General features: G+C 41.7%; 32 protein-coding genes. 11 read left to right on the top strand and 21 right to left on the bottom strand.

What is annotated here, in order from left to right; all coding sequences use genetic code 11:
- Positions 1-5 precede the first annotated feature (5 nt).
- The 7 genes from PAT01_RS10015 to PAT01_RS09985 all read right to left on the bottom strand — a co-directional run bounded on the left by PAT01_RS10015 (position 6) and on the right by PAT01_RS09985 (position 4,613).
- Positions 6-368, bottom strand: coding sequence for a response regulator (locus PAT01_RS10015; RefSeq protein WP_029773320.1), 363 nt, complete (start codon positions 366-368; stop codon positions 6-8).
- Positions 369-376: 8 nt separating this feature from the next.
- On the bottom strand, positions 377-649 hold the full coding sequence (locus PAT01_RS10010; protein ID WP_004588224.1) for an STAS domain-containing protein: 273 nt from the start codon (positions 647-649) through the stop codon (positions 377-379).
- Positions 650-812: 163 nt separating this feature from the next.
- On the bottom strand, positions 813-1,430 hold the full coding sequence (locus tag PAT01_RS10005; RefSeq protein ID WP_096740286.1) for an SCO family protein: 618 nt from the start codon (positions 1,428-1,430) through the stop codon (positions 813-815).
- The gene (gene cyoE / locus PAT01_RS10000) at positions 1,427-2,356 is read right to left on the bottom strand and encodes a heme o synthase (RefSeq protein WP_154945410.1); all 930 of its coding nucleotides are present in this window, start codon (positions 2,354-2,356) and stop codon (positions 1,427-1,429) included. Before cyoE ends, PAT01_RS10005 begins: the two co-directional genes overlap by 4 nt.
- A 12-nt stretch (positions 2,357-2,368) precedes the next feature.
- Positions 2,369-3,358, bottom strand: a complete 990-nt coding sequence (locus PAT01_RS09995) for a COX15/CtaA family protein (RefSeq protein WP_126008517.1) — start codon at positions 3,356-3,358, stop codon at positions 2,369-2,371.
- A 30-nt stretch (positions 3,359-3,388) separates the two neighbouring features.
- Positions 3,389-3,883, bottom strand: coding sequence for a hypothetical protein (locus PAT01_RS09990; RefSeq protein ID WP_054983321.1), 495 nt, complete (start codon positions 3,881-3,883; stop codon positions 3,389-3,391).
- Positions 3,873-4,613 carry an SURF1 family protein gene (locus PAT01_RS09985; RefSeq protein ID WP_121638116.1) on the bottom strand — a complete coding sequence of 247 codons (741 nt, stop codon included), beginning with the start codon at positions 4,611-4,613 and terminating at the stop codon, positions 3,873-3,875. Before PAT01_RS09985 ends, PAT01_RS09990 begins: the two co-directional genes overlap by 11 nt.
- A 14-nt stretch (positions 4,614-4,627) precedes the next feature.
- On the opposite strand from PAT01_RS09985, the gene PAT01_RS09980 reads away from it, so the two are divergent.
- Positions 4,628-4,939, top strand: a complete 312-nt coding sequence (locus PAT01_RS09980) for a DUF2909 domain-containing protein (protein WP_085065488.1) — start codon at positions 4,628-4,630, stop codon at positions 4,937-4,939.
- Here PAT01_RS09980 and PAT01_RS09975 read toward each other — a convergent pair.
- The 5 genes from PAT01_RS09975 to lexA all read right to left on the bottom strand — a co-directional run bounded on the left by PAT01_RS09975 (position 4,839) and on the right by lexA (position 10,098).
- Positions 4,839-5,714 (bottom strand): cytochrome c oxidase subunit 3, encoded by an 876-nt coding sequence (locus tag PAT01_RS09975; protein ID WP_154945409.1) that lies wholly within the window; start codon positions 5,712-5,714, stop codon positions 4,839-4,841. The two genes, PAT01_RS09980 and PAT01_RS09975, sit on opposite strands and share 101 nt — an antisense overlap.
- 35 nt (positions 5,715-5,749) lie before the next feature.
- On the bottom strand, positions 5,750-6,280 hold the full coding sequence (locus tag PAT01_RS09970) for a cytochrome c oxidase assembly protein (protein ID WP_004588216.1): 531 nt from the start codon (positions 6,278-6,280) through the stop codon (positions 5,750-5,752).
- A complete protein-coding gene (gene ctaD / locus PAT01_RS09965; protein ID WP_004588215.1) occupies positions 6,280-7,872 on the bottom strand; it encodes a cytochrome c oxidase subunit I in 1,593 nt (530 codons plus the stop codon). Before ctaD ends, PAT01_RS09970 begins: the two co-directional genes overlap by 1 nt.
- Positions 7,872-9,008: a cytochrome c oxidase subunit II gene (gene coxB / locus PAT01_RS09960; RefSeq protein ID WP_154945408.1), complete on the bottom strand. Its 1,137-nt coding sequence runs from the start codon at positions 9,006-9,008 to the stop codon at positions 7,872-7,874. Before coxB ends, ctaD begins: the two co-directional genes overlap by 1 nt.
- A gap of 472 nt (positions 9,009-9,480) precedes the next feature.
- Positions 9,481-10,098 carry a transcriptional repressor LexA gene (gene lexA, locus PAT01_RS09955; protein ID WP_004588213.1) on the bottom strand — a complete coding sequence of 206 codons (618 nt, stop codon included), beginning with the start codon at positions 10,096-10,098 and terminating at the stop codon, positions 9,481-9,483.
- Positions 10,099-10,275: 177 nt separating this feature from the next.
- Here lexA and PAT01_RS09950 point away from each other — a divergent pair, with 177 nt between their 5' ends.
- Positions 10,276-10,716 carry a PaaI family thioesterase gene (locus PAT01_RS09950; RefSeq protein ID WP_004589367.1) on the top strand — a complete coding sequence of 147 codons (441 nt, stop codon included), beginning with the start codon at positions 10,276-10,278 and terminating at the stop codon, positions 10,714-10,716.
- A 10-nt stretch (positions 10,717-10,726) separates the two neighbouring features.
- Here PAT01_RS09950 and PAT01_RS09945 read toward each other — a convergent pair whose 3' ends face one another.
- Complete coding sequence (locus tag PAT01_RS09945) at positions 10,727-11,107, bottom strand: hypothetical protein (protein WP_004589368.1); 381 nt, start codon at positions 11,105-11,107, stop codon at positions 10,727-10,729.
- 231 nt (positions 11,108-11,338) lie between these two features.
- On the opposite strand from PAT01_RS09945, the gene PAT01_RS09940 reads away from it, so the two are divergent.
- Both PAT01_RS09940 and PAT01_RS09935 read left to right on the top strand, forming a co-directional pair.
- Complete coding sequence (locus PAT01_RS09940; RefSeq protein ID WP_241232283.1) at positions 11,339-11,590, top strand: DUF7218 family protein; 252 nt, start codon at positions 11,339-11,341, stop codon at positions 11,588-11,590.
- 143 nt (positions 11,591-11,733) lie between these two features.
- The gene (locus PAT01_RS09935) at positions 11,734-12,450 is read left to right on the top strand and encodes a hypothetical protein (RefSeq protein ID WP_126008532.1); all 717 of its coding nucleotides are present in this window, start codon (positions 11,734-11,736) and stop codon (positions 12,448-12,450) included.
- On the opposite strand, the gene PAT01_RS09930 is transcribed toward PAT01_RS09935, so the two are convergent.
- Positions 12,425-12,775, bottom strand: coding sequence for a VOC family protein (locus tag PAT01_RS09930; protein ID WP_054983318.1), 351 nt, complete (start codon positions 12,773-12,775; stop codon positions 12,425-12,427). The genes PAT01_RS09935 and PAT01_RS09930 overlap by 26 nt on opposite strands.
- 125 nt (positions 12,776-12,900) lie before the next feature.
- Here PAT01_RS09930 and PAT01_RS09925 point away from each other — a divergent pair, with 125 nt between their 5' ends.
- The 3 genes from PAT01_RS09925 (at position 12,901) to PAT01_RS09915 (ending at position 15,656) form a co-directional block, all read left to right on the top strand.
- Positions 12,901-13,560, top strand: coding sequence for an endonuclease (locus PAT01_RS09925; RefSeq protein WP_126008534.1), 660 nt, complete (start codon positions 12,901-12,903; stop codon positions 13,558-13,560).
- A 108-nt stretch (positions 13,561-13,668) separates the two neighbouring features.
- Positions 13,669-15,288 (top strand): S41 family peptidase, encoded by a 1,620-nt coding sequence (locus PAT01_RS09920; protein WP_126008536.1) that lies wholly within the window; start codon positions 13,669-13,671, stop codon positions 15,286-15,288.
- The gene (locus tag PAT01_RS09915; protein ID WP_126008538.1) at positions 15,288-15,656 is read left to right on the top strand and encodes a hypothetical protein; all 369 of its coding nucleotides are present in this window, start codon (positions 15,288-15,290) and stop codon (positions 15,654-15,656) included. Before PAT01_RS09920 ends, PAT01_RS09915 begins: the two co-directional genes overlap by 1 nt.
- A gap of 60 nt (positions 15,657-15,716) precedes the next feature.
- Here PAT01_RS09915 and hmpA read toward each other — a convergent pair whose 3' ends face one another.
- Genes hmpA through PAT01_RS09900 form a run of 3 tightly spaced genes read right to left on the bottom strand, consistent with a single transcriptional unit; the run spans position 15,717 to position 18,420 of the window.
- Entirely contained in the window at positions 15,717-16,898 is a 1,182-nt protein-coding gene (hmpA, locus tag PAT01_RS09910; RefSeq protein ID WP_154945407.1) for an NO-inducible flavohemoprotein, read from the bottom strand.
- 20 nt (positions 16,899-16,918) lie between these two features.
- Complete coding sequence (locus PAT01_RS09905; protein ID WP_126008542.1) at positions 16,919-18,151, bottom strand: NnrS family protein; 1,233 nt, start codon at positions 18,149-18,151, stop codon at positions 16,919-16,921.
- Positions 18,151-18,420, bottom strand: coding sequence for a hypothetical protein (locus tag PAT01_RS09900; RefSeq protein ID WP_055255306.1), 270 nt, complete (start codon positions 18,418-18,420; stop codon positions 18,151-18,153). The genes PAT01_RS09905 and PAT01_RS09900 overlap by 1 nt, the downstream gene beginning before the upstream one ends.
- 160 nt (positions 18,421-18,580) lie before the next feature.
- On the opposite strand from PAT01_RS09900, the gene norR reads away from it, so the two are divergent.
- Complete coding sequence (gene norR / locus PAT01_RS09895) at positions 18,581-20,137, top strand: nitric oxide reductase transcriptional regulator NorR (protein ID WP_126008544.1); 1,557 nt, start codon at positions 18,581-18,583, stop codon at positions 20,135-20,137.
- Here the strand turns inward: norR and PAT01_RS09890 are convergent.
- On the bottom strand, positions 20,130-21,029 hold the full coding sequence (locus PAT01_RS09890; protein WP_024033926.1) for a LysR family transcriptional regulator: 900 nt from the start codon (positions 21,027-21,029) through the stop codon (positions 20,130-20,132). The two genes, norR and PAT01_RS09890, sit on opposite strands and share 8 nt — an antisense overlap.
- Positions 21,030-21,146: 117 nt before the next feature.
- Here PAT01_RS09890 and PAT01_RS09885 point away from each other — a divergent pair, with 117 nt between their 5' ends.
- Positions 21,147-21,713: an NADPH-dependent FMN reductase gene (locus PAT01_RS09885; protein WP_126008546.1), complete on the top strand. Its 567-nt coding sequence runs from the start codon at positions 21,147-21,149 to the stop codon at positions 21,711-21,713.
- A 3-nt stretch (positions 21,714-21,716) separates the two neighbouring features.
- Here PAT01_RS09885 and PAT01_RS09880 read toward each other — a convergent pair whose 3' ends face one another.
- Positions 21,717-22,160 (bottom strand): tellurite resistance TerB family protein, encoded by a 444-nt coding sequence (locus PAT01_RS09880; protein ID WP_024033928.1) that lies wholly within the window; start codon positions 22,158-22,160, stop codon positions 21,717-21,719.
- Between the two features lie 98 nt (positions 22,161-22,258).
- Between PAT01_RS09880 and PAT01_RS09875 the strand changes: the two genes are divergently transcribed.
- The gene (locus PAT01_RS09875; protein ID WP_126008548.1) at positions 22,259-22,633 is read left to right on the top strand and encodes a hypothetical protein; all 375 of its coding nucleotides are present in this window, start codon (positions 22,259-22,261) and stop codon (positions 22,631-22,633) included.
- A gap of 1 nt (position 22,634) precedes the next feature.
- Here the strand turns inward: PAT01_RS09875 and PAT01_RS09870 are convergent, their stop codons facing one another.
- Complete coding sequence (locus PAT01_RS09870) at positions 22,635-23,228, bottom strand: hypothetical protein (RefSeq protein WP_126008550.1); 594 nt, start codon at positions 23,226-23,228, stop codon at positions 22,635-22,637.
- A gap of 43 nt (positions 23,229-23,271) precedes the next feature.
- Positions 23,272-24,258, bottom strand: coding sequence for an SRPBCC family protein (locus PAT01_RS09865; protein ID WP_126008552.1), 987 nt, complete (start codon positions 24,256-24,258; stop codon positions 23,272-23,274).
- 341 nt (positions 24,259-24,599) lie between these two features.
- On the opposite strand from PAT01_RS09865, the gene PAT01_RS09860 reads away from it, so the two are divergent.
- Positions 24,600-26,111, top strand: coding sequence for a DUF3360 family protein (locus tag PAT01_RS09860; RefSeq protein ID WP_154945406.1), 1,512 nt, complete (start codon positions 24,600-24,602; stop codon positions 26,109-26,111).
- Positions 26,112-26,183: the final 72 nt, after the last annotated feature.

Below are 26,183 nucleotides of genomic sequence, written 5' to 3'. Positions count from 1 at the left end.
CTCAGTTAACGAATTACTTTTTTAAGTACCGCTAGTAACTGATCCGGGTTGAAAGGCTTTACAATCCAGCCTGTTGCGCCAGCTGCTTTACCTTCTACTTTTTTATCTAATCCTGACTCTGTAGTTAGCATAAGTAGCGGCGTAAATTTGTAATCAGGAAGGCCTCTGAGCTCTCTGATAAGCGTAATGCCATCCATAATGGGCATATTTACATCTGAAATTACCGCATCAAAACTTTGCTGCTTGGCAATCGCGAGGGCTTCGCTGCCATCTTTTGCTTCGGTAACATCAAACCCTGCGGTTTTAAGCGTAAAGCTCACCATTTGACGCATTGACGCAGAATCATCAACCGCTAAAATTTTCTTCATATAAACCTCTAACCTTTACTTTCAAGTGTTAAATATTGACTTAAGCCAAGTTGATTAATGGCGTTTTGAAGTGCATCACTGCTGCCTACCCATACAATTTTATGGTGTATGGTAAGTAGGTGTTTTTGTAAGGCACACAAAAGTTGAATTGACGCGGTATCGGCTGAAACAACCTCACTGACATCTAAACAAATATCGTTGTTACTATTGAGTTCTTGTAATAAATCTTGGTGAAGAGTCTCTACTTGCATAATCGCAAGTTCGCTTGGAAGTTTTAGCATTTTTTCAGGACTTTCCCTGTCAATTCAATTCATAACAAAAGCTTAGCCTTAGTTATTAAAATTGCCATAAAAGGCTCAAAAAAATTAATAAAACTTTTAAAAGTGGCGCTAAAAAGCAAAAAAGGAGCCTAAGCTCCTTTTAAAATGCGTGAAAAGTTTAAAACTAGTTTTTATAGTAATCCGCTATTTGTTTAAATTCGCTAATGAGTTGAGTGGTATTAATAAGGGGCACATTTCCTTGTTGGAACTCAGGCTTAAATATGGCTCTTACCGCTCCATTTTCATCAACTAAAGCCACAGAAGCACTATGATCGACCGCATATTCTGATTCTTGTGAGTCACTAATGGCATAAATTAGGCCAAGCTCTCTAACCACCGGGAATAGGTTTTTGTGCTCACCCGAAACAGCTAAAAAGTCAGGGTTAAAATAATCAATATACGCTTTGCGTTTTTCCGGCGTATCGCGTTGAGGGTCTACCGACATAAACCAAATTTGCAGTGGGTATTCGTTATGTAACTTTTTATACACGCTGTTTAGTTTAGCAAGCGTTAATGGGCAAATATCTGGGCAACTGGTATAGCCTAAAAACACTAAGTTCCACTGCCCCAAAAATTGCGCTTTGGTGACTAACTCACCGTTTTGGTCGTTAAGTGTAAAATCAGAAAGAGGCTTTGCTTGCTCATACACTAAGGCTTGCACATCGGGTGCACTATTTTGCTCTGAGCAAGCGACTAATAAAAACGAAAAAATTACAACTAAGCTAATCCGTAACTGCTTCATAAAGGGAGCCATTTATCTATAAATAAGATCACGAAGAGTACCATTAAATGCACAATTGAAAAGCGAAATAAGTCCATTGCGGTGTCATCGCGAGGGGCTAATTTAAGCTTAACCGCTTTATACAAAAAGAGTGCGTTGAGTACACATGCGCCTACTAAATAAATACCGCCCGACATACCAATTAAATAAGGTAATACACATACAAGCGCCAGTAATATGGTGTAAGCCACAACACAAGTTTTACAAAAGTCGATACCGTGAGTTACTGGCAGCATAGGAATTTTAGCGCGTTCGTAATCGCTTTTGCGTGCTATTGCCAGTGCCCAAAAATGCGGTGGGGTCCACGTAAATATAATCATTACGAGTAACCATGGCGCGGCTGCCATTTGATTGGTTTCAGAAACCCAACCCAATAAAGGCGGCATTGCCCCAGCTAAGCCACCAATCACAATGTTTTGCGGTGTGGCACGCTTTAAAAAAGAGGTATAAATAAAAGCATACCCAACTAATGCAAACAAAGTAAGTACGGCTGTTAGAGTGTTTGCCCAAAGCATTAGCATTATAAAACCAGCAACCCCTATCACGCCTGCAAAGCTTAGCGCATGGGTTTTACTAAGCCGGCCTTTGGCTACAGGGCGGTGGCGTGTACGCGCCATTTTTGTATCTATTTCGCTATCAACAACATGATTTATTACCGCCGCAGCGCCAGAGAGCAAACCAATGCCTAATAAACTAATAAATTGTACTGCAATGCCTCGCCCTACATCAGGCGCCAGTGCCAAGCCAACCCAGGCAGTAAGTACCAACATAGCCACTACTTTAAACTTGCTAATAGCTAAGTAATCTTGCAGTAAATTATAAGCACGTTGAATAAAAGGGTGTGCGCTAATAACCTGTAGTTCTTTTTTGTCGAGTGTGAGTGCCATAATTATTCCCCTTTAAGTGCGTGCTTTTAGGTAGTAACACAACCTAACCATAGTCAATAACAAGATAGCTGCCATTAAATTGTGTGCCAGCGCCACTCCAAGCGGAAAGTGCCAATGCACCACTGCAAGCCCCAAACTAATTTGGCAAAGTAGCGCAACAAGCACGCTGACAGTACAGTGTTTTATTTTTGCAGATTGCGCCTGACTGTATATACGCCACATAATTAGCGCCAACACAACACATGTAACTAGCGCCCAAATTCTGTGTAGTAGATGAATAGACATACGCGCCTGTTGCGATAGCACTCCGTACTCATAATTACTGTGCTCAAGCGGCAGCTGAAACACACTACTGAGTGAAAATGGCTGCGCATAACTACACAGCGGTAAGCCATTGCAGTGTGGCGCTGCATAATTTGCTGCAAGCCATCCTCCTAATGCAATTTGAATAACCAACACAGCCAATGCAACTAAGCTCAATGAAAAATAGCCTTTAGCGCTACTATCTCCGCCCTCTATGGGTTTAGTAGTTAAACGTAGGTATAAAAGAGTGATTAGCGATAAAATACTAAACCCCCCCAGCAAATGCCCCATCACAATAAGTGGTTGCAAGTTCATAGTAACGGTCCACATACCCAGCGCAGCCTGAAATATAACTAACAATAATAAGGCTAGCGGTAATTTAACCGGCGTGTTTGAGTAATGGCGCTTTACAAAAGCCAATACGAATAGCGCTAAAATAAGCAACCCCAGCGCGCCTGCAAAGTAACGGTGGATCATTTCTTTCCACGCTTTGGCGGTTTCAAACATCATATCTGGATAACTTTGGGTAGCCAATGCGATATCGGCTTCATGCTTTGGTACAGTTAAAAAGCCATAGCAACCGGGCCAATCAGGGCAACCAAGACCTGCGTCACTTAAACGTGTATAAGCACCTAGCCCTACCACCAGCAGCGCAAGTAACCCCGTTGCAAGTACCCAGTTTTTATAATTTTTATACATAGGAATCTCCCATTAACAATGCGCTATTAATTAGCTTGAACGAGAATAATTAAGTAGTTTTTTTAAATCTTTTAATAAACCTTTTTGCACTAAACGGTTTTCTTGTGGCTGCTCTTTAAACGGATACTCAAGCACCACTAACCCCATATGATCGATTAAATATAGGCTAGCGGGCTGCAAATTTTGTTGCGCGTTAAAGGTTTTCCAAGGAATGTTTTTAACTTTAGGCGCTCCCATTACAGCCATATCAACCTTGCCCTGATTTTTTCCTAAGGCGATATATAAGTTATTAAGCGCATTGAGCTGCTCATTGCACGAAGCGTTACATTTATTGGAGTAATTAAGCGCAATTGTCCATTGCTTAGGGTTATGTTGCTGCCAGTTTTCAAGCTTTACTTCGTGCTGTAAAAACTCGCCATTATTGGTAATAGCGCTTGGCAACCAGTCTAGCTTTAGCGCACCGTATGCAAGTATTAGCGGTACAGCGCAACATACAACAAACAAAACTAAGGGGTTATTTTTCATTGTTAGTCCTCTTTTTACTGGCAAAAATGGCCACCACTACACAGGCTAAGGCTATTAAAAACCATTGCACTGCATACGCTTGGTGCTTTTGCGGACTCATCACCACCGCTTTATAATGCGGTATAGCTAGCGCATCTCCTGCACCTTGACGATAAGCCATAAAATTAAATAACGATTGATTACTCTGCTCACTTAGCTTTTGTAAATCTATTGATTGGATTCGTTTTTGAAGGTCTTGTTTTGTCGCATTGGTTTGTAAGTTAAAGCTCGTTAAATTTCGCTCTTTTATCTGCGCTTTAAACGTAATATTACGTTTAGGAAGTTGGATGTTAGGTAATTCGCTGCGTGAAATAGGCGCTTTTACCCACCCTAAATTAACGAGTAAAGCGTCACTTGCTTGGCTTGGCTTAAATAACACCAATAAATCGTAACCGACTTGCCCTTGGTAAACTTGGTTATCTAAAAGCCAGTATTGCTGATTTATTATTTTTCCGACAAGCTCAACCACTACACCTGTTTTATTCCACTTTGAAGGCATTGCCTGTAATTGCTGCCAGCTCATAACGCCTTGGGTTTGCATGTTAGCTATAGCTGTTAGCTGTTGCTGCTTTTGCTCAGCCCTTGCTAATTGCCAATACCCTAAACGTACACATACCAGCACCACAGCTACCACAACGCAAAGTGCGATAAATGAGCTAAGCTTTTGTTTACGCCTTAAAATTAACTGCATAAAGGGTCAACCCAGTGATTATTAAAATTATTATTGTGCTGCTGTTACTATTTATACTTTTCAACTTGTTTAGAGCGCTATTTATTATGGTGACCGATAAATCTGGCGGTCGGCCTATGTCGCATTTTTTAGGCCGTCGCGTGCTGTTTTCTGTGGTGGTTTTGGTGATGGTGATAGCCGCTGTAAAACTTGGTTTTATAAAGGCTAATCACTCACCATTAGCCGTTACAACACATACACAAAAACAAATAAACACAGCCACACCACATCAACAAAATGCCAGTACCAAGCCGCTGCTTGAAACGCAAAATGTTTATCTTTCGTAAAGTGGCCTTTTAAAATACGCACAAATACAACAAACAAAATAATGGCACCAAGGGTCACATGCATGCCATGAAAACCTGTCAGCAAAAAGAATGTATTCCCGTAAATGCCTGCATCTAGTGTTAAGTTTAAGTCGTTGTAGGCATAAATATATTCTTCTACCTGCAATGCTAAAAAGCACACACCCAATAAAATGGTTGCCCCTAGCATCACTTTTAGCGGTTTACGTTTATTGTTTTCAATGGCTACGTGAGCAAAATGCAAAGTAACCGAAGACGCTAATAAAATAAGCGTATTAATAAGGGGTAAGCCTTGCCACCCCATAGCTTGCGTGGTTTCACCTGCTGGTGTGGTTAGTAGTGGCCATACGGCCTCAAAGGTAGGCCAAAGCACCTCGTTGGTCATCGCATTATTCCCATCGCCGCCAAGCCAAGGCACCGACAGTATGCGGGCGTAAAATAATGCGCCAAAAAAGGCCATAAAAAACATAACTTCAGAGAATATAAACCAGCTCATTCCTTGTCGAAATGAGCGGTCCATTTGCGCTGAATATAAGCCCTGATCAGACTCGCTAATTACATTTTTAAACCAGCTAAAAATCATATACAGCAGCACTGCAATGCCTGCATACAGCAGGTACACACCGCTGCCCCCTTCACTTTCTAAGTTCATGACTGTTAAAGCCGCACCCACTGCAATAAAAAATAACGCCACCGCGCCCACTATGGGCCAAGGACTTTGCTCGGGTACGTAGTAGTTTTCATAATCTTGATTCATGTTACTTGCTCCTAGTTTTACACTAGACATGCAGGCTAGTTATTACTTGCTACTAGCTGCTCACTAATATCAAATACGGTGTACGATAAAGTTAGCTCTTCTACATCACTCGGCAGTGCAGTATCAACATAAAACAGCAGCTTAAACTCAAGCTCTTCACCCGCTTTTAGCGGTTGTTGATCAAAGCAAAAGCACGCTATTTTATGTAAGTACTTGGCTGCCTTTCCGGGCGATACAGAAGGCACCGCTTGCATTACTTTATCAATATCACTGGTGTTTTTTGCGCTAAACATTACCTCACGCATGGCACCTGGTTTCACATCAACACTGTATTCTTTAGATTTAACAATAAACGGCGCACCACTTTGCGCATGGGTTGTAAAGCTCACACCTATTTCTCGGTTTTGTGCAACCTGTGTACTTTGTTTAGCTTGCTCAAGCGACGGCTTGCCATTAAGCCCAGTTATGTCGCAAAACACGTCATATAAGGGCACTAAGGCAAATGCAAAAGCAAACATACCTATACAAATAAGAATTAGGCGCTTTAATAGCGGTGCATGTGTCATTATTTAATTTCCGGCGGCGTAGAAAAAGTATGATACGGCGCAGGAGAGTCCACTTCCCACTCTAAACCTTCAGCACCATCCCATACTTTTGCAGGGACTTTATCGCCCCCTCGGGCACATTTAATTACCACCGCCACAAAGAGTAACTGCGATAAACCAAAGGCAAACCCACCTATGCTTATGATTGCGTTAAAATCAGCAAACTGCAGGGCGTAATCGGGAATACGGCGCGGCATGCCTGCCAGCCCTACAAAATGCATAGGGAAAAACAATACATTTACGCTTACCAGCGATAACCAAAAATGCCACTTAGCCAAGGCAATGTTGTACATGTTGCCCGTCCACTTAGGCAGCCAATAATAAGCCCCCGCCATAATCGAAAATATTGCCCCCGTAACTAACACGTAATGAAAGTGCGCCACCACAAAGTAAGTATCGTGATACTGAAAATCAGCAGGGGTTATAGCCAACATCAGCCCCGAAAAGCCCCCTAAAGTAAACAGCACAATAAAGGCAATACTAAATAGCATGGGCACTTCAAAACTTATTGACCCTCGCCACATAGTGGCTACCCAGTTAAAGACTTTTACCCCTGTAGGCACCGATATCAGCATGGTCGCGTACATAAAAAATAGCTCGCCAGCAACGGGCATACCAGTCGTAAACATATGATGCGCCCACACTATAAAGCTCAGTAATGCAATAGAGGAGGTTGCGTAAACCATTGAAGCATAACCAAATAGTTTTTTACGTGAGAATGTAGGCACTATGGTCGAAATAATACCAAAGGCGGGTAAAATCATGATGTACACTTCGGGATGGCCAAAAAACCAAAATATGTGCTGAAACATCACCGGATCGCCGCCGCCTGCCGCATCAAAAAAGCTGGTTCCAAAGTATTTATCGGTGAGCACCATAGTGACCGCTCCGGCCAGTACGGGCATAACAGCAATTAATAAAAATGCGGTTATTAGCCATGTCCAAACAAATAATGGTAGTTTCATCCATGTCATGCCTGGGGCACGTAAATTAACAATGGTCACAATTACGTTTATTGCGCCCATAATTGAGCTAATCCCCATAATGTGCACTGCAAACACAAACATTGCGGTGTTGTCGTTACTGTACGTTGTTGAAAGCGGCGCATAGAACGTCCAGCCAAATGCGGGGCCGCCTCCAGGCATTAATAACGAGGCCAATAAAATTAAAAAAGCGAAGGGTAAAATCCAAAAGCTCCAGTTGTTCATTCTAGGCAGTGCCATATCTGGCGCGCCAATCATGAGCGGTACCATCCAGTTAGCAAGTCCCGTAAAGGCTGGCATTACAGCACCAAACACCATAATTAAACCGTGTACTGTGGTCATTTGGTTAAAAAAGTGTGGGTCTACCAATTGTAATCCTGGCTGAAATAACTCAGCCCGAATAACCATGGCCATTGCACCGCCAATTAAAAACATAGTCAGCGAAAAAATTAAGTACATGCTGCCAATATCTTTATGGTTTGTTGTGTATAACCAACGTTTAAAACCTTTGGCTGGGTGGTGGCCGTGGTGAGCGTCATTGGCGTTAGGTTGTTCTACTATGCTACTCATTAGTTCGCCTCCGCATCAAGTGCTGCCTGAATTTCACTAGGTTGGATGACATCACCCGTTTCATTACCCCACGCATTACGTTTATAGGTAATTACCGCTGCAAGTTGTTTAATTGAGAGCTGCTTTGCAAATGCCTGCATTGCAGTTCCTGGGCGGCCATGAATCACTACATCAATGTGATCTTTTATATCACCCAAAACAATGGGGCTGCCTTTTAACGCAGGAAATACGCCCGGTAAGCCCATACCTGTAGGTTGATGACACGCAGCGCAACTTGCCATATACACTTGCTCACCTAGTGTCATTAGCTCTTCTTTAGGAATTGTTGTCTCAAGCAGTGCTTCATCAGCAAGTGCGGCTTTTTGCTTAGCTTGCTTAGCATCTGCAAGCCATGCGTTAAAGTCCTCTTGCGATTTAGCTTCAACCACCACGGGCATAAAACCATGATCTTTACCGCACAGCTCTGCACACTGTCCTCGGTAAATACCTTCTTCGTTAATGTTGGTCCACGTTTCGTTGATAAACCCCGGATTGGCATCTTTTTTAACGGCAAAATCGGGTACCCACCAAGAGTGAATAACATCATCAGAGGTCATTAAAAAACGCACCTTTTGATTAATTGGCAGTACTAAAGGTTTATCAACCTCAAGTAAGTAATTAGGGTTTTTATTAGCAAGGTTGGCTATTTCGTCTTGAGGGGTAGATAAAATAGAGTAAAACTCTACGTCTTCGCCCATATATTCATAATGCCACTTCCACTGTGACCCTGTAATTTTAATGGTTAAGTCAGCCTTACTGGCATCTTCCATCGCAATGAGGGTTTTAGTGGCAGGGATTGCCATGGCAATTAAAATAACAAACGGAATGGCAGTCCAAAGAATTTCTACTTTGGTACTTTCATGAAATTGGGCAGGAACTGCCCCTTTAGATTTACGGTGATGAATCAGTGCCCAAAACATTATTGCGAACACTATCACCCCAATCACACAACATATTAAAAATATGGTCATGTGTAGCTGATATACATTATTACTTATATCGGTTACGCCCTTGCGCATATTGTATTGGCTATTAGCCAGCACTTGCTGCGGGAACATAATCAACACAAGCCACAAGGTAGAGGTCAGTTTACCCATGTGACGGCTCCTTTGATGCTATTGCGAATGCAAAGCGAAGAGGCATACGGCTTAAACGCCAATTCGTTATTTTTATTTTTTAACCAATCTTATTTTTAATTGGTATCGCTAGGACAACAAAAGGTTTGTGTATATTGTGTGTTCTCATAACTAAAAAGCTGTGAGTTATTGTTAGTCCAGCACATTAATGATTAGCTAAAAAACGTACAACAAGCAAGTTTTAGTATAAAAAACAATCAAGTGATATTTTAAAATTGACTAAATGACGGCGTATTAAATTGTTATTTAACAGCCAAGATACGAGCAAAATTAAGGGATGTAACACGCCTAGGAAGATAAAAGTATGAGTGAAAAAAAGTTTACAGCCTAAATAATTTTAGGGCGCTTTGAGATGGTGGAAGGTCTGTTTTTAAAACAAAAATGCACACTAAAAAGTGCGCATTTATAGATATTACTTAAAAACAGTTAAAAATTACATCCAGTCGGCATTTCTTATTACGCCAACGGCTAACCCTTCAATATTAAAAGATTCGTTTTCAAGGTCTACTTCAATTGGCGTAAACTCTTCGTTTTCGGCGTGTAATAATACTTTTCGGCCTGCTTTTTCTAGGCGTTTTACGGTTACGTCTTCATCTACTCGTGCAACCACAACTTGGCCGTTTTCTGCTGTTTGAGTACGGTGTACAGCAAGTAAGTCGCCATCCATAATACCTATATCTTTCATACTCATGCCGTTAACACGCAATAAAAAGTCGGCGGCTGGTTTAAACATAAGTGGGTCTATTTTACAGTGACTCTCAACATGTTCTTGCGCCAAAATAGGCGAACCCGCTGCAACTCTACCTATTAATGGTAGACCTAGTTGCTCAGGCTCCTCTTCTTCAACCAATTGAATACCACGGCTTGCGCCTGGTTTCATTTTAATAACACCTTTTTTGGCAAGCGCTTTTAAGTGCTCTTCTGCGGCATTGGCACTTTTAAAACCGAGTGTTTGCGCAATTTCGGCACGTGTAGGAGGCATACCAGTGTCTTTAATAAAAACTTTTATTAGTTCGAGTATTTGAGCTTGGCGTTTAGTTAATGGTCGCATACAACTGGTTTTCCATACAGTACATTTAACTGTGAGTATATACAGTTAAATAAAAATCGCAAATTTAAATTGTGCTTTAAAATAGCTAAATACACCGCACCTGGATAAATTTTAGGTAATTACAGACGTTCAGTATTTAAAATGCTATAAATTTGCTTTCAATATAAAGGAGTAATTATGAGTATTTGGCATCAACCCATCACATTAGAGCTTTGCAAACAGTTAGATGAGGGAATAAACGGCCAAGGCACGCTGATGAAAACCATGGGCATAGAAATAACCGAAATAGGAGATGATTACCTAGTGGCTACCATGCCTGCTATTCCTGAGCATCATAATCCTATTGGTATGGTACATGGTGGCGCAAATGTGGTACTTGCTGAAACCGTAGCAAGCTACGCCGCTAACTTTGTAGTGGACTTTACAAAATTTTATTGTGTTGGACAGGAAATTAGCGCCAGCCACTTAAAGGCCTCTCGAAATGGCACTTTAACCGCCGTTACTCGTGCATTTCATATTGGTAAGCGCAGTTCTGTATGGGAAATAAAAATAACCAATAGCCGCGGCGAGCTTTGCTGCGTATCAAAAATGACCGCAGCGGTTGTCGAGCGCAAATAATTAACTATGGCTACTTTTCGATAGGGTAAATCGTTATTTCCATACCAGCGCCAATTGCAGATATACGTAGCAGTGTATCTGCATGTAGAGCTTGGTTAAAACACTTAGGTGACGTGCCCGACTCAAAGCCTATATCAAACGTTCTGCGCGAACAGCTTAGCCACTGCTTAAGCGCATTACGTGAACACGACTCTATTAATTCACATAAGTGGTTGATTGCTTTGTCTGGCGTGGTTATATCACCTGAGGCTTCAATACGCGCCAATTGACGATATTCGTCTTTGTCATAATGCAAAACCATCGCGTTTTTCTTTAAGTCTGCCACTAGGGCACTAATATCTTGTTTAGACTCAAGCTCTAGATCTACATTTAAAAATTGAATTTCCGACATTGTCTGCTTTTTACCCTCTTATAGTTTCATCGCAAACTTTAACGCAGTTTTACTTTTATACCAAATCAACTAAGCGCTAAACATGGCTTTATTAATAGAAAATACCTGTTTAAACGCCATTGGCATCTAATTTGCCTTATAAAACGGGTTAGGCTAGTTACGCTTAATTTTACCGTTTATGTATGAAAGTTATACACACACTGTGTAATTAAACGCTTCAGGAGGACAATTATGGCAGATCATGGCCCGCAAATTAAAAACGACGATCAGTACGATGCGCTTCGAGATGAAGGCATGAGCAAACAAAAAGCCGCGCGCATTGCTAATAGCAATACTCATAAAACCGCAGTTAAAGGCGGCAAAGCCTCAAAGTATGAGCAGCGCACTAAAAAGCAGCTGTACAATAAAGCTAAAGAGCTCGGCATTAGCGGCCGCTCAAAAATGAGCAAACAAGGGCTAATAAATGCCTTACGTGAGCATTAAACACAGCCTCACTGATTTTTTACCGCTCCTTTTTATTATTTTTATAAAGTTAGAGTAAGCTTATGAATAACTGCGACAAAATGCCGCAGTAAAAGCATGGGCTGCTGTAATACACTAACGCTAAAAATAATAAGAAGCACAAAATGAGAAAACAACTATTTAAGCGCGCTCGAAAACTACATAAGTGGCTAGGCTATTTACTTGCCTTACAAATTTTAGCTTGGCTTTTAGGCGGCTTAGTAATGAGCGCGATACCACTTGAATACGTACACGGTAAACACCTTGCTAAGCGCATACTTACAAACCCATTTACTCAAGCAGACTACCCCACATCACTCGATAATATTACTGCGCAAGTGCCTAACCCCACGCAAATAGTGTTTGAGCACTTTTTAACGACCCCGCTTATTACTGTTATTAATAGTGGCGAGCAGCAAAGCTTTAATGGTTTAACGGGCCGCCCTTTTCAGCCACCGACTAAAATACAAATTACCGCTAATGCACAAGCGCATTTACTCATCGATGCTAAGCCAATTAGCACAACGCTTTTAAAACAAGGCACTCGAGAGGTGGGATACAAAACAAATGTGTGGCAAGTACAATTTAACGACACCTTTAATACTACGCTGTATTTAAATGCAATTAACGGCAAAGTTATCACCGTTCGCAGCACACTATGGCACATATTCGACTTTTTTTGGATGCTACACATAATGGATTACGACGAGCGTGAAGATTTTAACAACCCGCTTCTCATCAGTTTTGCAGCCACCAGCGTACTATTTTGTTTATGCGGTATTATTTTATTAATACAAAACGTTAGGCTAAAAAAACTTACACGTGTTGGTCAATCAAAATAGGGTTGCCGTCTGGGTCGGTAATAATAAAACTTTTATCACCCACAGGTTCAACCTGGATATGAGCGTTTTGAAAATATTCGCTAAGCGCATCAACATCCTTAAACTCTGTAACGGTTTGTGCGTTTTGATCCCAGCCAGGATTGAAGGTCAGCATGTTTTTATCAAACATACCCGAGAACAAACCAATTAAATGCTCACCGTTTTTCATCACTAGCCAGTTTTGCTCTATCTCACCTGCAAACTCGCTAAAGCCCAACTTTTCGTAAAACGCTTTTGAGGCTCTAATATCTTTAACTGTTAAACTTATTGAAAAAGCACCTAGCATAGTCATCTCCTCGCTATTTTTATATCAGTATAGAGTGTACTAAGCATTGCGGATTCAAATTTGTTCAGGCTTTATCTTTTAGCAGCAAAACTTTAGACTAGCGCCTCCTGTAGTTCACGTATGTGATGGATATGCTTAAATTTATTTTGGCCTTTGTGGCTTGTTGTATTTGTTTTTCTGCATCGAGTGAAGAATTTACCCGTTTTTCAACGGCTAAAAGGCACTTAATTAAAACCCTACCCGAAAACGCCAAAAGCCTTTACTGCGGCTGCAACATTAAAAAACAAGGTAAAAAGCTAATCCCCGACCCTAGCAACTGTGGTTATATTCCACGTAATACGTTAACTTCCTCTGGCAAGGTTAATGTACGTGCACTGCGTATAGAGTGGGAGCATATAGTGCCGGCGTGGGAATTTGGTCACCAGCTACAATGCTGGCAAAACGGTGGTCGTAAAAACTGTCGCAAGGTCAGTGCTAAATTTAGAAAAATGGAAGCCGATATAAACAATTTAGCCCCTGCTATTGGCGAAATTAACGCAGATCGCTCTAACTATCGCTTTGGCATGCTTAGCGAAAACGCTACCCAATATGGCCGCTGCCAAGTAAAGGTTAACTTTAAACAACGCGTTGTAGAGCCTCCTTTTTATGCCCGTAAGCGCATTGCCGACACCTACGCCTATATGCAAAAAACATACGGCTTAAAAATATCAGCTAAACAACAAAAGCTATTTGATGCCTGGCAAAAACAAGCATTTGCAGATAAAAGCAGCGCAAGTAAGCTGTAGCACACCTAAATGTATACACTCATTTACATAATTTAGAACCTAATACGTTGAATAAATGAGCGGGTGTTGTAGTATTTTAAACAACTTATTTACAAAAAGTAGTTTTGTATGTTTAAAAATAATAAAGCAACACTCGCTATTATTGCTGCACTTTCAAGCCTAACGCTTGTGGGCTGTGGCGGTGGTAGCAGCATGAATGAAACGCCCGACCCAGTCGTCACACCTCCTGCAAACACAGCCCCGACATGGACGGCAGGTGTATTTGAGCCATCGGAGGAGTTAAAAAACTTTTGCGAAAACCCACGCACAGGTAACGATCCGTTTAATAATAATGAGCCCTACCCTGACCAAGCAGGCTCAGCACTTTACGAAAAGCTTTGGCTTCGCTCGTGGAGCGACGAAACCTACCTTTGGTATGATGAAATAGCCGATAACGACCCTGAAAACTTTGCTACAGTGGCCGATTATTTTGCCCAACTAAAAACCGAAGAACTAACCGACTCTGGTGATAAAAAAGATAATTTTCATTTTTCAGAGCCTTCTGAGGACTACTTTCAAGAAGCGCAATCAGGTGTAACCTCAGGCTATGGTATAAATTGGGCATTTATTGGCGACCCAGCTGATAGAATTTTACGTGTTGCCTACCTAGAAGACGACTCACCAGCAAGCCAAATTGGTTTTCAACGTGGCGATACCGTACTTGAAGTTGATGGCGTAAGCATTAATACCAGCACACAAGCAGGCGTAGATACCTTAAACGAAGGATTATTTAGCCCCACTAATGGCGACTCGCACACCATCGTTGTGCGCAGTAACGATGGCGCTGAAAAAACCTTTAACGTAACTGCCGGCAACATAGAGCAAACACCTGTACAAAACGTAAAAACCATTACCACTGCAAATGGCACTAGCGTAGGGTACATGCAGTTTAATAGCCATATAGGTATTGCCCAAGAAGGCTTAATTGCTGCAGTTAATAAATTTAAAACCGATAACGTAGAAGAGCTTGTTATCGACTTTAGATATAACGGAGGCGGTTTATTAGCGCTTTCTTCGCAGCTGGCTTACATGGTGGCGGGCAGCGCCAACATTCAAAACCGTATTTATTACCAAACTCAGCAAAACGATAAACAACCGGTAGAGTCGCCTTTTCCGTTTATAGATGAAGAAATTGATTACTCAACTTTTTTTAGCACTGGCGAAAGCCTCCCCGATTTAAACCTATCTAAGGTGTATGTGCTTAGTACATCGGGTACGTGTTCGGCATCAGAAGCCTTTATTAATGGCTTAAAAGGCATTGACGCCGAAGTTGTGCTCATTGGCGACACAACCTGCGGTAAACCATACGGTTTTACCCCAACACATAACTGTGGCACCACCTATTACACCATTCAATTTAGCGGTATTAACAGTAAAGGGTTTGGTGAATATGCAGCAGGCTTTACGCCAACGCCTACACCGCAGTTTGATGCTGATGTAAAAGGCTGTGTAGTCAGTGACGACTTTGATAATCAATTAGGCGATCCAAACGAAGGGATACTCTCTACTGCGCTTTATCATATTGATAATAACGGCACGTGCCCTGTTAGCACCGCCTCTGCGAGTATTAAAACGCAAGTACAAAGCGCTGCTGGCGATAGCAAGCAGCTATTACCTTTAAACGCACCTAATAACGTTAACCGTGGCAATATGGATTTAACATGGCCTACGTTAAATAAGGATAAGTAATGGCTAAACTACTGGCAATATTAACCTTATTATTTATTGGAGGCTGTAACAGTATGAATAATGCCACTGCTAAGCCTGCACTACTAACCGAGGTAAACCCAGGCGTTATAGCCACGCTCCAGCAAGCGATTATAAAAGCAAAGGGCGGCACACTAGTTACACTGGCCGACACCGTTTTTACTAAACGCAGCGAGCTATTATTAAGCCATGGAAATAGTAAAGACTCAAATGGTATGCCCATAATGGGCGCGCATAATATCAAGCCAGAAAAGTTTGTTTTACAAATAATCGACAAGCAGTGCGTGCTTTATTATCCTAAAAAAGATATGTCTATTGAGCTTAAAAACGTAAGTTGTAAAGCACAATAAAATACTATTAAAAAGGCACACAGCATTAATACTGTGTGCCTTTATCGTTTTTCACTTGGTTTATAAGTCTTGATGCGGACCAAACACTTCGTAATGAATATGCTCGTTTTTAACACCGAGTGCCAGTAATTGGCTTTTCACAAACGCCATAAACCCAGCGGGGCCACATAAGTAAAAATCGCCATTTGTAAGAGGTAACTGTGTTTTTATGGCGGTTAAGTCCATTAACCCTGTAAAATCAGCCCCTTCACTACTTTGATTAAACCACGTAATAGTTTGCAAGCTGTTATAAGCCGTACTTAATTCATTTAAATAGTGTGCAAACGAGTGCTGCTGCGTATTTTCGCACGCATGTAAATACATAATATTTTGCTTAGGGTTATCGCTTAATAGCGTTTCGAGCATCGCAAGTATTGGGGTTTGCCCTACACCTGCTGAAATAAGTACCGCTGGGTTTTTACTATTTCGTAAAAAGAAATCACCTGCCGGCGGGTACAGTTCAACTACGTCGCCTTGAGCTAGTGAGTGTAAATAATTAGACACCATGCCAGGCTTTGGCTGTAGCTCTTTTTTAACGCTAATACGGTAGTTTTTACCATTGGCTTTTTGTGAAATAGAATACTGGCGAATTTCTTCATATTCAGCGCCCGCTGGTTTAACTTTAACCCCTAAATACTGGCCTGGTTTATGGGTAATCACCGCTTTGCCATCTATAGGCGTTAGTGTAAAACTTGTTACGAGTGCTGATTCAACCTGTTTGTTGGTTATTTCAAATTGGCGCGTGCCCGCCCAACCACCGTGTTTATTTTTACTGTGCTCATATAAAGCCGCTTCTTCGGTAATACAAATATCAGCAAGCAGTGTGTAAGCTTCACGCCAAGCGTATTCTACATCCGGCGTGAACTGCTCTGGTATTAGCTCTTTTAAGGTGCCAATTAAGTGAGCACCAACAATGGGGTAGTGCTCTGGTAAAATATTTAAACTGGTGTGCTTATGGTTAATGCGCGCTAATGCCTCTTTTAACACCGCTAAGTTATCAATATTTTGGGCGTATGCCGCTAAGGCGTTAAACAAAGCAAATTGCTGGCGCCCGGTGTTTTGGTTAGCCATATTAAAAATATTTTTAAGCTCTGGGTTATGGCTAAATAGTCGCTTATAAAAATGATCGGTCACAACCGTGCCGGCTTGCGCTAATAACGGAACAGTGCTTTTAACAATCTCAATGGTTTTATCAGATAACATAATGTAGTCCTGTAGGTAAACTAACCACGGCGCCCATCAACACGACGCCGCGTTAATATAGGTGTGCAGTAAATTAAAAATAACAAAAAAGCCACTAACCACAGCAAGGCACTGATCTGCCAAGCAAAGTGTGGCGCAATAATTAAAGGGAGTATGGAGCGAGTAATAGCTGCCACCAGCACAAGCGCAAAAGCAACAGATATATATTTAGGTGTATTAAGCGTGCGCCCTGTATGCCCTAGCGATACACGGGTCATCATGGCTAAAATCATCATCCCTATTGTGCCAATAGTGATAAGGTGGAGCGCATCTTTAAAATGTACTTCGCTTGTGTAAAAGCTCAGTGCAATCATCATTAAGCCAACACCTAAAGCAGAATAAGAAAAATGCAAAGACCATAATAAAGGCACTTTTAGCACGTTTGCATGCCACCAAAGTTTTGCGCGAATTAAGTGAAGCGCAGCCACTATTGCAACAATTAATGCAGGGCTAATTGAGCTTAAAAATAATTTACTGATAAAAAATAAAGTAATTGCCAATATTGATAAATACAGCAGTGCTTTATCAATTTTATGAGTGCGTACTTGCTCGCTAAGCGCTAAGCCTTTAGCTGTAAAAAAAGGAATAACCCGCCCTGCTACAATGCCGACCAGTAAACTGACAACCAGTACCGCAGTGTCAACCACAGCTAATGCAAGCTGCATGTTGTTATTTAAAACAAGTAGTAAATAAAGAGTATTAAGGGCGCACAACACGCTTAAAATAACTAAAAAAGGGTAATTATTTTTACTGCGTGCTGTTATTAGCATATTAGCCAGTGCCGTAATTGCCCCTAGCCACCATGCTAGCTGTAGCACAGTAACAAGCCATAAATTAGCATTAGCAAAATCAGCCAGCTTTATAAAAAACGCTAAACGAGCACTTATCCATACAAAAGTAAGCAGCATAAGTGCTTTGCCATTTATACTTTCAACGCCTGTCCAAGTTTGTGCCGCCGTAAGTAAAAAACCGACGGCTACCACTCCTGCAAAGCCGAACAGCATTTCGTGCGCGTGCCAAAGTGTGGCTGGCATGGTTAAGTGCCAACTAGCATAGCCCGTTAAAATAAGTAGCCAATACCCTATCGATAAAAATGCCAGCAAACCGCCTGCTAAAAAGTAGGGTCTAAATGCAAGCATCCATAACGGCCATTTTGTTACGTGATGAATAGCTATGTGCGCTGGCATTGGCTCTGTTAAATTTAGTGGGCGCATTAGCGTACTTCCTGCCCTAAACCATGTTGAGCAACACAACGCAGCACATAACTAACTTTTAAAATAGCTGCCACTACAATCGTACTAATATGCGCTGATATTTGTACCTGCATCGAAAAGTGCTCTGCGTACGGGTAACTAATTAAAATGCTCACAACCATACAAATAGCGCTAAGCCCTAATACTGTATTAGCAGTAAATAATAGCGATTTAAAAAATGCGCCTAACTCAACCTGGTTGTTTACATTATTTAGTGTAAGTGTGTTCATAACTACCTCAGCAACCATTAACGTTACTTAGCTATTACACATAGTGTGCCAATAAAATAAAACACTAATATTCAGTAAGTTAAATATAAACACTTTACAAATTGAGTCTTTATGACACACTCTAATTTAAATCATAAAAACACGAATAGGTCATTTTGACATGAACCAACAATTCAACCTTACCCAAGTGGCTTTAGAGCTTGCCCAAAGCACGCTGCACGAGCACAGCTTTGATCAATTATTGGCAACGGTTGAACGTGCAATACCTAGTGATGCCAGTGCATTACTTGTGGTGCAGGGCGAGCAACTTAAGCCCTTAGCCATCAAAGGTCTGATGCCCGATAGCCTTGGTAGGCGCTTTAAAATAGCAGAGCACCCTCGATTAGCGGCCATTTGTAGTGCAAACCACGCATTACAGTTTGCACACGACTGCCCCCTGCCCGACCCATACGACGGCCTGCTGCTGGCCAAAACGGGCGATATTCCTGTGCATGCTTGCTTAGGTTTACCCCTTTACGATAAAAGCACTTTGCTAGGCGTGCTTACATTCGATAGCTTAAACGCAAATGCCTTTAGCAGTATCAGCGTGGATACGCTAAGCACCTTACAAACACTGTGCAGTGCGCATTTTAAAACAGCCCTGGAGCTTGCCCATTACAAACACCATGCACAGCATTCAAACGCCCTTGTACAAGCGCTAACGCGTGATGCACTTACTCGCGATGGCGGCGAAATTATTGGCCAAAGCCCTGTAATGCAAACGCTTAAAAATGAAATAAAACTCGTAGCGGCCTCTAATTTTAGTGTATTGGTGTTAGGAGAAACGGGCGTAGGAAAAGAGCTAGTAGCGCGTAATATTCACTTAAATTCTGCCCGAAAAGATCAACCGCTGATTCACTTAAATTGTGCCTCTCTTCCCGAGAACCTTGCAGAGAGTGAGTTTTTTGGCCACGCCAAAGGCTCATTTACTGGCGCACAAAATGCCCGCCAAGGTAAGTTTCAGCTAGCTGATGGCGGCACGTTATTTTTAGACGAAATTGGCGAGCTACCATTGGCTATGCAAAGCAAATTATTGCGGGTGTTGCAAAGTGGTGAAATACAAACAGTGGGAGAAGACACGCCAAAATATGTGGATGTAAGGGTAATAGCAGCCACTAATCGTGATTTAAAACATGAGGTAGCGCAAGGCCGCTTTAGAGCCGATTTATATCACCGGCTAAGTGTTTACCCTATTACCGTGCCGCCACTTAATAAACGCGAGCACGACATAACTTTACTGGCTGGTTATTTTATTGAACAAACTGCCCGTAAATTAGGTATTAAACAATTAAAGCTAAGCACTGAAGCGCAAGTATTGCTCAACCAATACAGTTGGCCTGGTAATGTACGCGAGCTTGAGCATGTTATTAGCCGCAGCGCATTAAAAGCTAAACAAAGCCAGTGGCAAAACCCAATAATAACAATTACAAGCGAGCACTGCGATTTAACCCAACAACCAAACAACAACGCGCACGTTAGCACGCCAATTACCGCCCACACTGCCCATCATCAGCCTTTAAAACAGGCCGTTGAATCTTTGCAATTTACGGTTATTACCGAGCAATTAAAACAGCATAATTATAATTGGGCAGCTACTGCACGAACCCTTGAACTCGACAGAGCCAACCTAGTTAGGCTTGCCAAACGCCTAGGCATTAAAGTTAAAAAAACTATTTAACGTGTGGCATGTTACTAAAGTAGGTTTTTAATAAGCCAGCAAAAGCTTGTACTTTCGCGGTGCGGTGTACTAAATGGTGAGTAACCAACCAAGAGTCAAACTCCCAATGTAATTTGTCGTGCAATATAGGCACTACGTCGGGGTTATTTTCTATCGCGCTTTGGTGCAACCCCCCTATGCCTAAGCCTTTAATAACCGCGCGCGCCGCTTCTGAGGTTTCTGATACTCTTAATTTAATTTGCGACTGAGGAATAAACTCATCAACCCAGCTAAAGTACGGTACACGCGCATTAAATCCCGCAATACCCGATATAAAATTATGCTGCTTTAAGTCATCTAAGGTTTTTGGCATGCCGTGTTTAGCAATATAACGTTTGTGCGCATATAGGCCGGCCGATAGCTTAGCTAAGTGCTGCGCTATATAGTCGCCTTCATCAGGTTTGGGGCCTACACGTATTGCTATATGAGCTTGTCCGTGGTCAAGCCTTAAGCGCTTTTGCTCTAAAATCACTTCTAGCTGCACTTGCGGATGCAATGTTTGAAATTGCTCACACACGTTGCTTAGCATATCCATAAAACCACTTACGGTAGTCAGTAACAAGCTCCCTCTGAGCTCACTATCGGCTGCGGCAATGGCATTATGTAAACCTTCGAGTGAGTTATCTATTGCTTGTGCGGTTTCAAATAATTTTGCCCCGCTTTCGGTTACTTTATATCCGCGCGCATGGCGATGAAATAACCGTACATTTAAGTTTTTCTCTAAGTTATTTATGCGTCTCAGCACTGTGCTATGGTGCACACTTAATGCCTCTGCTGCGGCGGTCAAAGTACCTAGCCTTGCCACTTCAAAGGCAACTTTTACGTCTTGCCAGTCGTCAAATTTTATTGCCACGCTACCCACCTTCTACTTATGTGCATATACGCACATAAGTGTTGCGTTTATTCGGGTTTTCTACAAGCAAAAATTTGCTACATTAGTGTCATACCCAACCAATAAAAGGTCTTAATTATGTCAGCACCAAAAATTATCGCGCTCGCGGGTAGCCTGCGTAAAGACAGCTTTAACCAAAAACTCATTAACGAAGCAGCTCGTTTTGCTCTGCAAACCGGTGCTGAAGTGGAAGTAATTACACTCGCTGAGTTAAATTTGCCATTATTTAGCGAAGACATTGAAGCGCAAGGCACACCCACCGATGCCCAACTATTAAAAGATAAACTGCGTAATGCTGATGGTATTTTACTAGCAAGCCCAGAGTACAACGGCTCAATTACTGCTGCACTTAAAAATGCAATTGATTGGGCATCGCGAACTGAGCAAGGCGCAGTCCCCGCATTTCGCAACAAAGTAGTGGCGTTATTTGCTACATCACCGGGTGGGCTTGGTGGTTTGCGCGGCTTAAACCATGTACGCGATATTTTAAGCGGGATTGGCTCGTTAGTACTTGCCGATCAGCTCGCTATCCCATCTGCATTTACTGTATTTGACGAAGATGGAAAAATTAGCGACCCAACCACAGCAGAAAAAATTAGCGTATTAACGCAGCAGCTCGTTTCTGTTGCTAGTAAATTAAGCTAATTTTTACGATTGTGTCGCTGCTAATTTAGCAGCGATAAAATCGGTGTGCGCTACATATAAAAGCCCAGCCACTTTGCGTATTACATACTCTTCTTGGGGGTCTATCTCTCCATCAGCATACGCCAATCGCCATAATAGCTCAATTATTTCAATGCGCTGCGCCGCACTGCAGTGATCGTTAATCTGCTTAGAAAATTGAAAGTAATCAATAGCCCCATCTAAGCTACCAGCGGCATTGTTGGTGAGCTCATCAACTTCCGATTCTGTTAAATTAAAGTATTTTTTTAAGGTTACAGTCAGGGTGTGTTGTTCATTATGGTCGAGCTTAGAATCAGCACGCATTACTTCAATAAGCAGCGCAGCAACCGCTGTTTTTAGATCATGCTGCTCTATGCTTGGCTGTTGCTCGTCAAAAGCGGCAAACAGTTGTTTTATTTGTTTGAACATCACATATTCTCTTTTTGGGTGTTAGACTTAACTTAAATACATCGCACTTAATGCTTTATTAATGGGTATTAAGTTCGCAAATTAAAGGATACATTTTTATGAAAGGCTTATACACACCGCATTTAGTTGTTGGCGCTGCATTGCTAGCCTTTTCTGGTATAGGGAGCGCCTTTGCAGAAGTAGGCGAAAAAGAAAAGTCATACGACTTTGATAACAAAGTACATTATTACCAAACCAAAATTGGTGAAGACAACTATAAAATAGAAATACAATCAGACGATTACAAACACTTTGCTAATCAAAGTATGTTTTTACTGCGCCACGCAGACAGATTATGCCGCGGCAGAACCTTTATGTTAAAAGTGCTTGAAGGCGTGCAAGAGTACGAACGTTTTCCTACTAAACCACGCGCTTATCAACCACCATTAAACGTTTTACTACAATGTGACGCACCCAAGAAAAAAGAAAAATAGTTTATTTTTCGTAGCCCCACGGCGCTGCTGGTGGAGTAATTGGTTTAGTTAAATCAAAGTCCACCTTAAACTCGCGCCCTTGGCGAATTAACCGATACGTAAATACCTCAGGATAAATATACATTTGCCATGTATTACCTGCCGACTGCGCTATCCCTTGTGCTACAAATAACTCTTTAGAGTATTGATCGGCCGGGAAAGACTGCATTTGTGCAAAACCCGCATCAAGAGTATGACCGCCATACATAGTTGAGGCATCGTCGCTGCCATCTTCATGGCGATGATCATGCTTTAAGCTCAAACCACTGCCCGTTTTAGTAATGAGCCATGTACGCGATGCATCATCTCCCACATGAAATGGTACTTGTAGCTCGCTATCTGTGCATTTACGAACATGCATAATTAGTTTTTTATTCTCAAATGAGCTTGGGCCTTTTGCGTTATCTACGCTTACTTTGCCCTCAAACGCTTTACCACAATGTGCAGCTATATTATTAAAAAATGCATCGTGTGTAGGTATAGATACCAAAGGCGCAGGACGCGCAATAGCCGCTGATGAGGCAAGTAATAACGTTGCTGCCGTTAATAATTTCATAAAGTACTCTTATAATAGTTTTTTAATACCATAGCGGTTTAAGTTAATAATGGGAAATAGCTGCGACAAGTGGCTTTTCTGCTCTGTTTTTCATTAATGTTAAAAGTGAATAATGGAAGTCTTGAAAAATCATCTCACCCCATATTCGCGAATAAACACCAAAATTTGTATTATCTTGCACAGTCGTTTTTAAAGTTAAAATCGTATTGCCGCTTTTATCTTCACTTAACGCATACCCACCATACAGAGGTGAAAAGTATTCCCCGCCTAGTTTTACGTGTTTATCGAGTGCGTCATCGGGAATAGCATCAGGGTCTATCTCAAATCTATAAAGCATCTGTTTATTTGGCTGCCAATCCGTAATCACTTCTTTAAATTTAACTCCTTTTTGCCATTTACTGGTTCTAACAGCCCCAACCCCCGTAGCATTCATATTTGCCTCTAAAGGTTTAGGTACACCTATTAATTGGGTAAGCGAAAATGGCAATTCTTTTGGCTCTATGGTGCTTACATTTGTAAGCTGCTGCCACACACGATTTATAGGCGCTTCAATAACTATAGAGTTGGTGACTTCGTACGTTTTTGATAAGTGTAAATAATTTACCTCAATCGGTGAGAGCAATACAGGAAGCAAAGCTATTGAAAGTAAAGGCCTGTTAGCGTTTTTTGTTTGACGGTTTTTAATAAAGCCTGCCAGTAAACCACCCATACTTGCAAAGAGCATAAAGGCAGGCAAAGCCATTGCCACACAAATACTGCCTTCCAGCAGTGTAATAACGCTTACAAGTAAAAAAACAAAAATTGGCTGCCAAGCAATTGTCACCATTTGCCTTTTAGTTAATGTATTTGAGCTTTTAAATTCAAAATGAATACGAATATAGCCAATTGCAACGGGCACTAAAAACATAAATGAAATGGATACAAGGCTACTTAAATTATAAGTATCAAGCAGCTCCACAAACAGCCGCATAAATATGCCGTAAAGCGTACCGAGTAAAATACCAATTGATTTAGGAGATTGAATTTGCATTGTATTTCTTATTATTTGAGTAACCATTGAACCTAGCAGATGCGCTATTTCAGTTCAATTAAAATACATAAGCCACTACTTAGACTAAAGGATAACAGCCTTGTTTTTACAATGTTTCACCAAATTAGAACACATAAAAAAACAAATCAACACACTGATTTTAAACAAAATATACTTTACATTTAAGAATGCCAACACAATGATTTAGCATAAAATAAAGCCATACACGACCTTTTGCCTATACATTCCTGAGTAAAAGCTGATCTACTCTGCTCCTTCACTATTCATTTGCTTTAACAAAAGCCGTATTAATAAATAAGCAACGAGTAACAGGAGGGACTATGTCAGTAACCCCAAAGGGTCACGAGCCAGAAAAAACAAGCGCACCGCACGTAGATGATGCCAACAGCTATCAAAATAAGCATAAAGCTAGTTCAGAGTTTAATACCCGCGACGAATACCTAGAGCACGAGCTGCAAATTATGCAGCCTAAACGCTGGCGGCCTAATTTACCATTTAGAGACTACCGCTTTGAATTTGAAGACACGATTCCTGCCATGGCGGGCACCATTGGTAAAGTCGTTATGGTGGGTGCTATTGCCGCTACATTTGCAGCGCCCCTGGGTTTAAGCGATGCGTTTGTGTTAGAAAACGTACGCTATGAATTACTGATTGTTTCTATTTTTATTATTTTGTTTTCGGGCTTTATTTTACCTACCGCTAACTTAGCAGGTACTCATGGGCCACTTATTCCTCTTATTCCTATTGTGGTTGCCGCTGGTGGCCACCCTATGGCGTTTGGCTTACTGATTGGTGCCTTTGGCTTTATTTTAGCCATAACCAAAGGAGGGAGCTTGCTGGCACGCTTAACGAGTAAAGGCGTGTGCGGGGGCTTACTTATATATTTAGGCTTTATTGGCACAATTTCGCAGGTTAAAAAGCTGTTTGCATGGGCTGAGGCCATTGATATGGCGCACATTGCATTTATTGTTATTTTGGCGACCATTTTATTGTATGCGTTACTTGAGCACTTTAAAAAGCGCTGGTTAGCTGTGCCGCTTAGCTGCCTTATTGGCGGTGTGGTTGCATTTGCACTCGGTGCGCCGTTTGAATTTAATACCGCGCCGGGCTTACCAAATATGAACCCAGCTTATTGGTGGGGCGAGAACACAGGCTGGATGCTTGGCTTACCTACGCTTGAAAGCTTTGTGGTTGTGCTGCCGTTTGCGGTATTGGCTGTGGCTATGTGGTCACCGGATTTTTTAGGGCATCAAGTATTTCAAAAAATTAGTTACCCGCAACGCACTGAAAAAGTTCAAATGAACATAGACGACACCATGCTAAGCGCATCGGTTAGACAAACCTTTGGCTCGCTGGCCGGTGGTGCTAACTTTACTTCATCGTGGGGGACTTACATTGTCCCTGCCGCTATTGCTAAACGCCCTATCCCGGCGGGCGCCATTTTAACAGCCGTATTTTGTATTATTGCGGGTTTATGGGGCTACCCAATGGATTTAGCCATTTGGCAACCTGTGCTGTGTGTTGCGCTTATTGTAGGTGTGTTTATTCCGCTGCTTGAGGCGGGTATGGAAATGACACGCGAAGGTAAAACAACGCAATCGGCCGCTATTGTTGTATTTGCGTCAAGCTTGGTTAACCCTGCTTTTGGTTGGTCACTGACTATGCTGCTTGATAACTTAGGCTTAATTGGCTGTAAAGAGCGCAGTGCTAATTTAACTAAAATGAGCCGTTGGGTTATTCCGCTAATTATGTTTGTTATTTTAACTACCGTTATGGCTATTGTTGGTATGCTGCCAGGCATACCTGCGCTAATGACAGATTTTAGACATTAATAATTTGAAGAGTTAAACATAAAAAAAGCGCGGCTTATATACTCAGCCGCGCTTTGTTTTCATATGTAATTA

The sequence above is a fragment of the Pseudoalteromonas atlantica genome, assembly GCA_007988745.1.
In the GTDB taxonomy this organism is placed as follows: domain Bacteria; phylum Pseudomonadota; class Gammaproteobacteria; order Enterobacterales; family Alteromonadaceae; genus Pseudoalteromonas; species Pseudoalteromonas atlantica.
The sequence above is the reverse complement of the archived record's forward strand: the minus strand, read 5'-3'. Positions and strand labels throughout refer to the sequence as shown.

Excerpts from the sequence above, each read along its gene's own strand:
- PAT01_RS10015 (WP_029773320.1), bottom strand. The coding sequence starts at position 368 with ATGAAGAAAATTTTAGCGGTTGATGATTCTGCGTCAATGCGTCAAATG.
- PAT01_RS10010 (WP_004588224.1), bottom strand. The coding sequence starts at position 649 with ATGCTAAAACTTCCAAGCGAACTTGCGATTATGCAAGTAGAGACTCTT.
- PAT01_RS10005 (WP_096740286.1), bottom strand. The coding sequence starts at position 1,430 with ATGAAGCAGTTACGGATTAGCTTAGTTGTAATTTTTTCGTTTTTATTA.
- cyoE (WP_154945410.1), bottom strand. The coding sequence starts at position 2,356 with ATGGCACTCACACTCGACAAAAAAGAACTACAGGTTATTAGCGCACAC.
- PAT01_RS09995 (WP_126008517.1), bottom strand. The coding sequence starts at position 3,358 with ATGTATAAAAATTATAAAAACTGGGTACTTGCAACGGGGTTACTTGCG.
- PAT01_RS09990 (WP_054983321.1), bottom strand. The coding sequence starts at position 3,883 with ATGAAAAATAACCCCTTAGTTTTGTTTGTTGTATGTTGCGCTGTACCG.
- PAT01_RS09985 (WP_121638116.1), bottom strand. The coding sequence starts at position 4,613 with ATGCAGTTAATTTTAAGGCGTAAACAAAAGCTTAGCTCATTTATCGCA.
- PAT01_RS09975 (WP_154945409.1), bottom strand. The coding sequence starts at position 5,714 with ATGAATCAAGATTATGAAAACTACTACGTACCCGAGCAAAGTCCTTGG.
- PAT01_RS09970 (WP_004588216.1), bottom strand. The coding sequence starts at position 6,280 with ATGACACATGCACCGCTATTAAAGCGCCTAATTCTTATTTGTATAGGT.
- ctaD (WP_004588215.1), bottom strand. The coding sequence starts at position 7,872 with ATGAGTAGCATAGTAGAACAACCTAACGCCAATGACGCTCACCACGGC.
- coxB (WP_154945408.1), bottom strand. The coding sequence starts at position 9,008 with ATGGGTAAACTGACCTCTACCTTGTGGCTTGTGTTGATTATGTTCCCG.
- lexA (WP_004588213.1), bottom strand. The coding sequence starts at position 10,098 with ATGCGACCATTAACTAAACGCCAAGCTCAAATACTCGAACTAATAAAA.
- PAT01_RS09950 (WP_004589367.1), top strand. The coding sequence starts at position 10,276 with ATGAGTATTTGGCATCAACCCATCACATTAGAGCTTTGCAAACAGTTA.
- PAT01_RS09945 (WP_004589368.1), bottom strand. The coding sequence starts at position 11,107 with ATGTCGGAAATTCAATTTTTAAATGTAGATCTAGAGCTTGAGTCTAAA.
- PAT01_RS09940 (WP_241232283.1), top strand. The coding sequence starts at position 11,339 with ATGGCAGATCATGGCCCGCAAATTAAAAACGACGATCAGTACGATGCG.
- PAT01_RS09935 (WP_126008532.1), top strand. The coding sequence starts at position 11,734 with ATGAGAAAACAACTATTTAAGCGCGCTCGAAAACTACATAAGTGGCTA.
- PAT01_RS09930 (WP_054983318.1), bottom strand. The coding sequence starts at position 12,775 with ATGCTAGGTGCTTTTTCAATAAGTTTAACAGTTAAAGATATTAGAGCC.
- PAT01_RS09925 (WP_126008534.1), top strand. The coding sequence starts at position 12,901 with ATGGATATGCTTAAATTTATTTTGGCCTTTGTGGCTTGTTGTATTTGT.
- PAT01_RS09920 (WP_126008536.1), top strand. The coding sequence starts at position 13,669 with ATGTTTAAAAATAATAAAGCAACACTCGCTATTATTGCTGCACTTTCA.
- PAT01_RS09915 (WP_126008538.1), top strand. The coding sequence starts at position 15,288 with ATGGCTAAACTACTGGCAATATTAACCTTATTATTTATTGGAGGCTGT.
- hmpA (WP_154945407.1), bottom strand. The coding sequence starts at position 16,898 with ATGTTATCTGATAAAACCATTGAGATTGTTAAAAGCACTGTTCCGTTA.
- PAT01_RS09905 (WP_126008542.1), bottom strand. The coding sequence starts at position 18,151 with ATGCGCCCACTAAATTTAACAGAGCCAATGCCAGCGCACATAGCTATT.
- PAT01_RS09900 (WP_055255306.1), bottom strand. The coding sequence starts at position 18,420 with ATGAACACACTTACACTAAATAATGTAAACAACCAGGTTGAGTTAGGC.
- norR (WP_126008544.1), top strand. The coding sequence starts at position 18,581 with ATGAACCAACAATTCAACCTTACCCAAGTGGCTTTAGAGCTTGCCCAA.
- PAT01_RS09885 (WP_126008546.1), top strand. The coding sequence starts at position 21,147 with ATGTCAGCACCAAAAATTATCGCGCTCGCGGGTAGCCTGCGTAAAGAC.
- PAT01_RS09880 (WP_024033928.1), bottom strand. The coding sequence starts at position 22,160 with ATGTTCAAACAAATAAAACAACTGTTTGCCGCTTTTGACGAGCAACAG.
- PAT01_RS09875 (WP_126008548.1), top strand. The coding sequence starts at position 22,259 with ATGAAAGGCTTATACACACCGCATTTAGTTGTTGGCGCTGCATTGCTA.
- PAT01_RS09870 (WP_126008550.1), bottom strand. The coding sequence starts at position 23,228 with ATGAAATTATTAACGGCAGCAACGTTATTACTTGCCTCATCAGCGGCT.
- PAT01_RS09865 (WP_126008552.1), bottom strand. The coding sequence starts at position 24,258 with ATGCAAATTCAATCTCCTAAATCAATTGGTATTTTACTCGGTACGCTT.
- PAT01_RS09860 (WP_154945406.1), top strand. The coding sequence starts at position 24,600 with ATGTCAGTAACCCCAAAGGGTCACGAGCCAGAAAAAACAAGCGCACCG.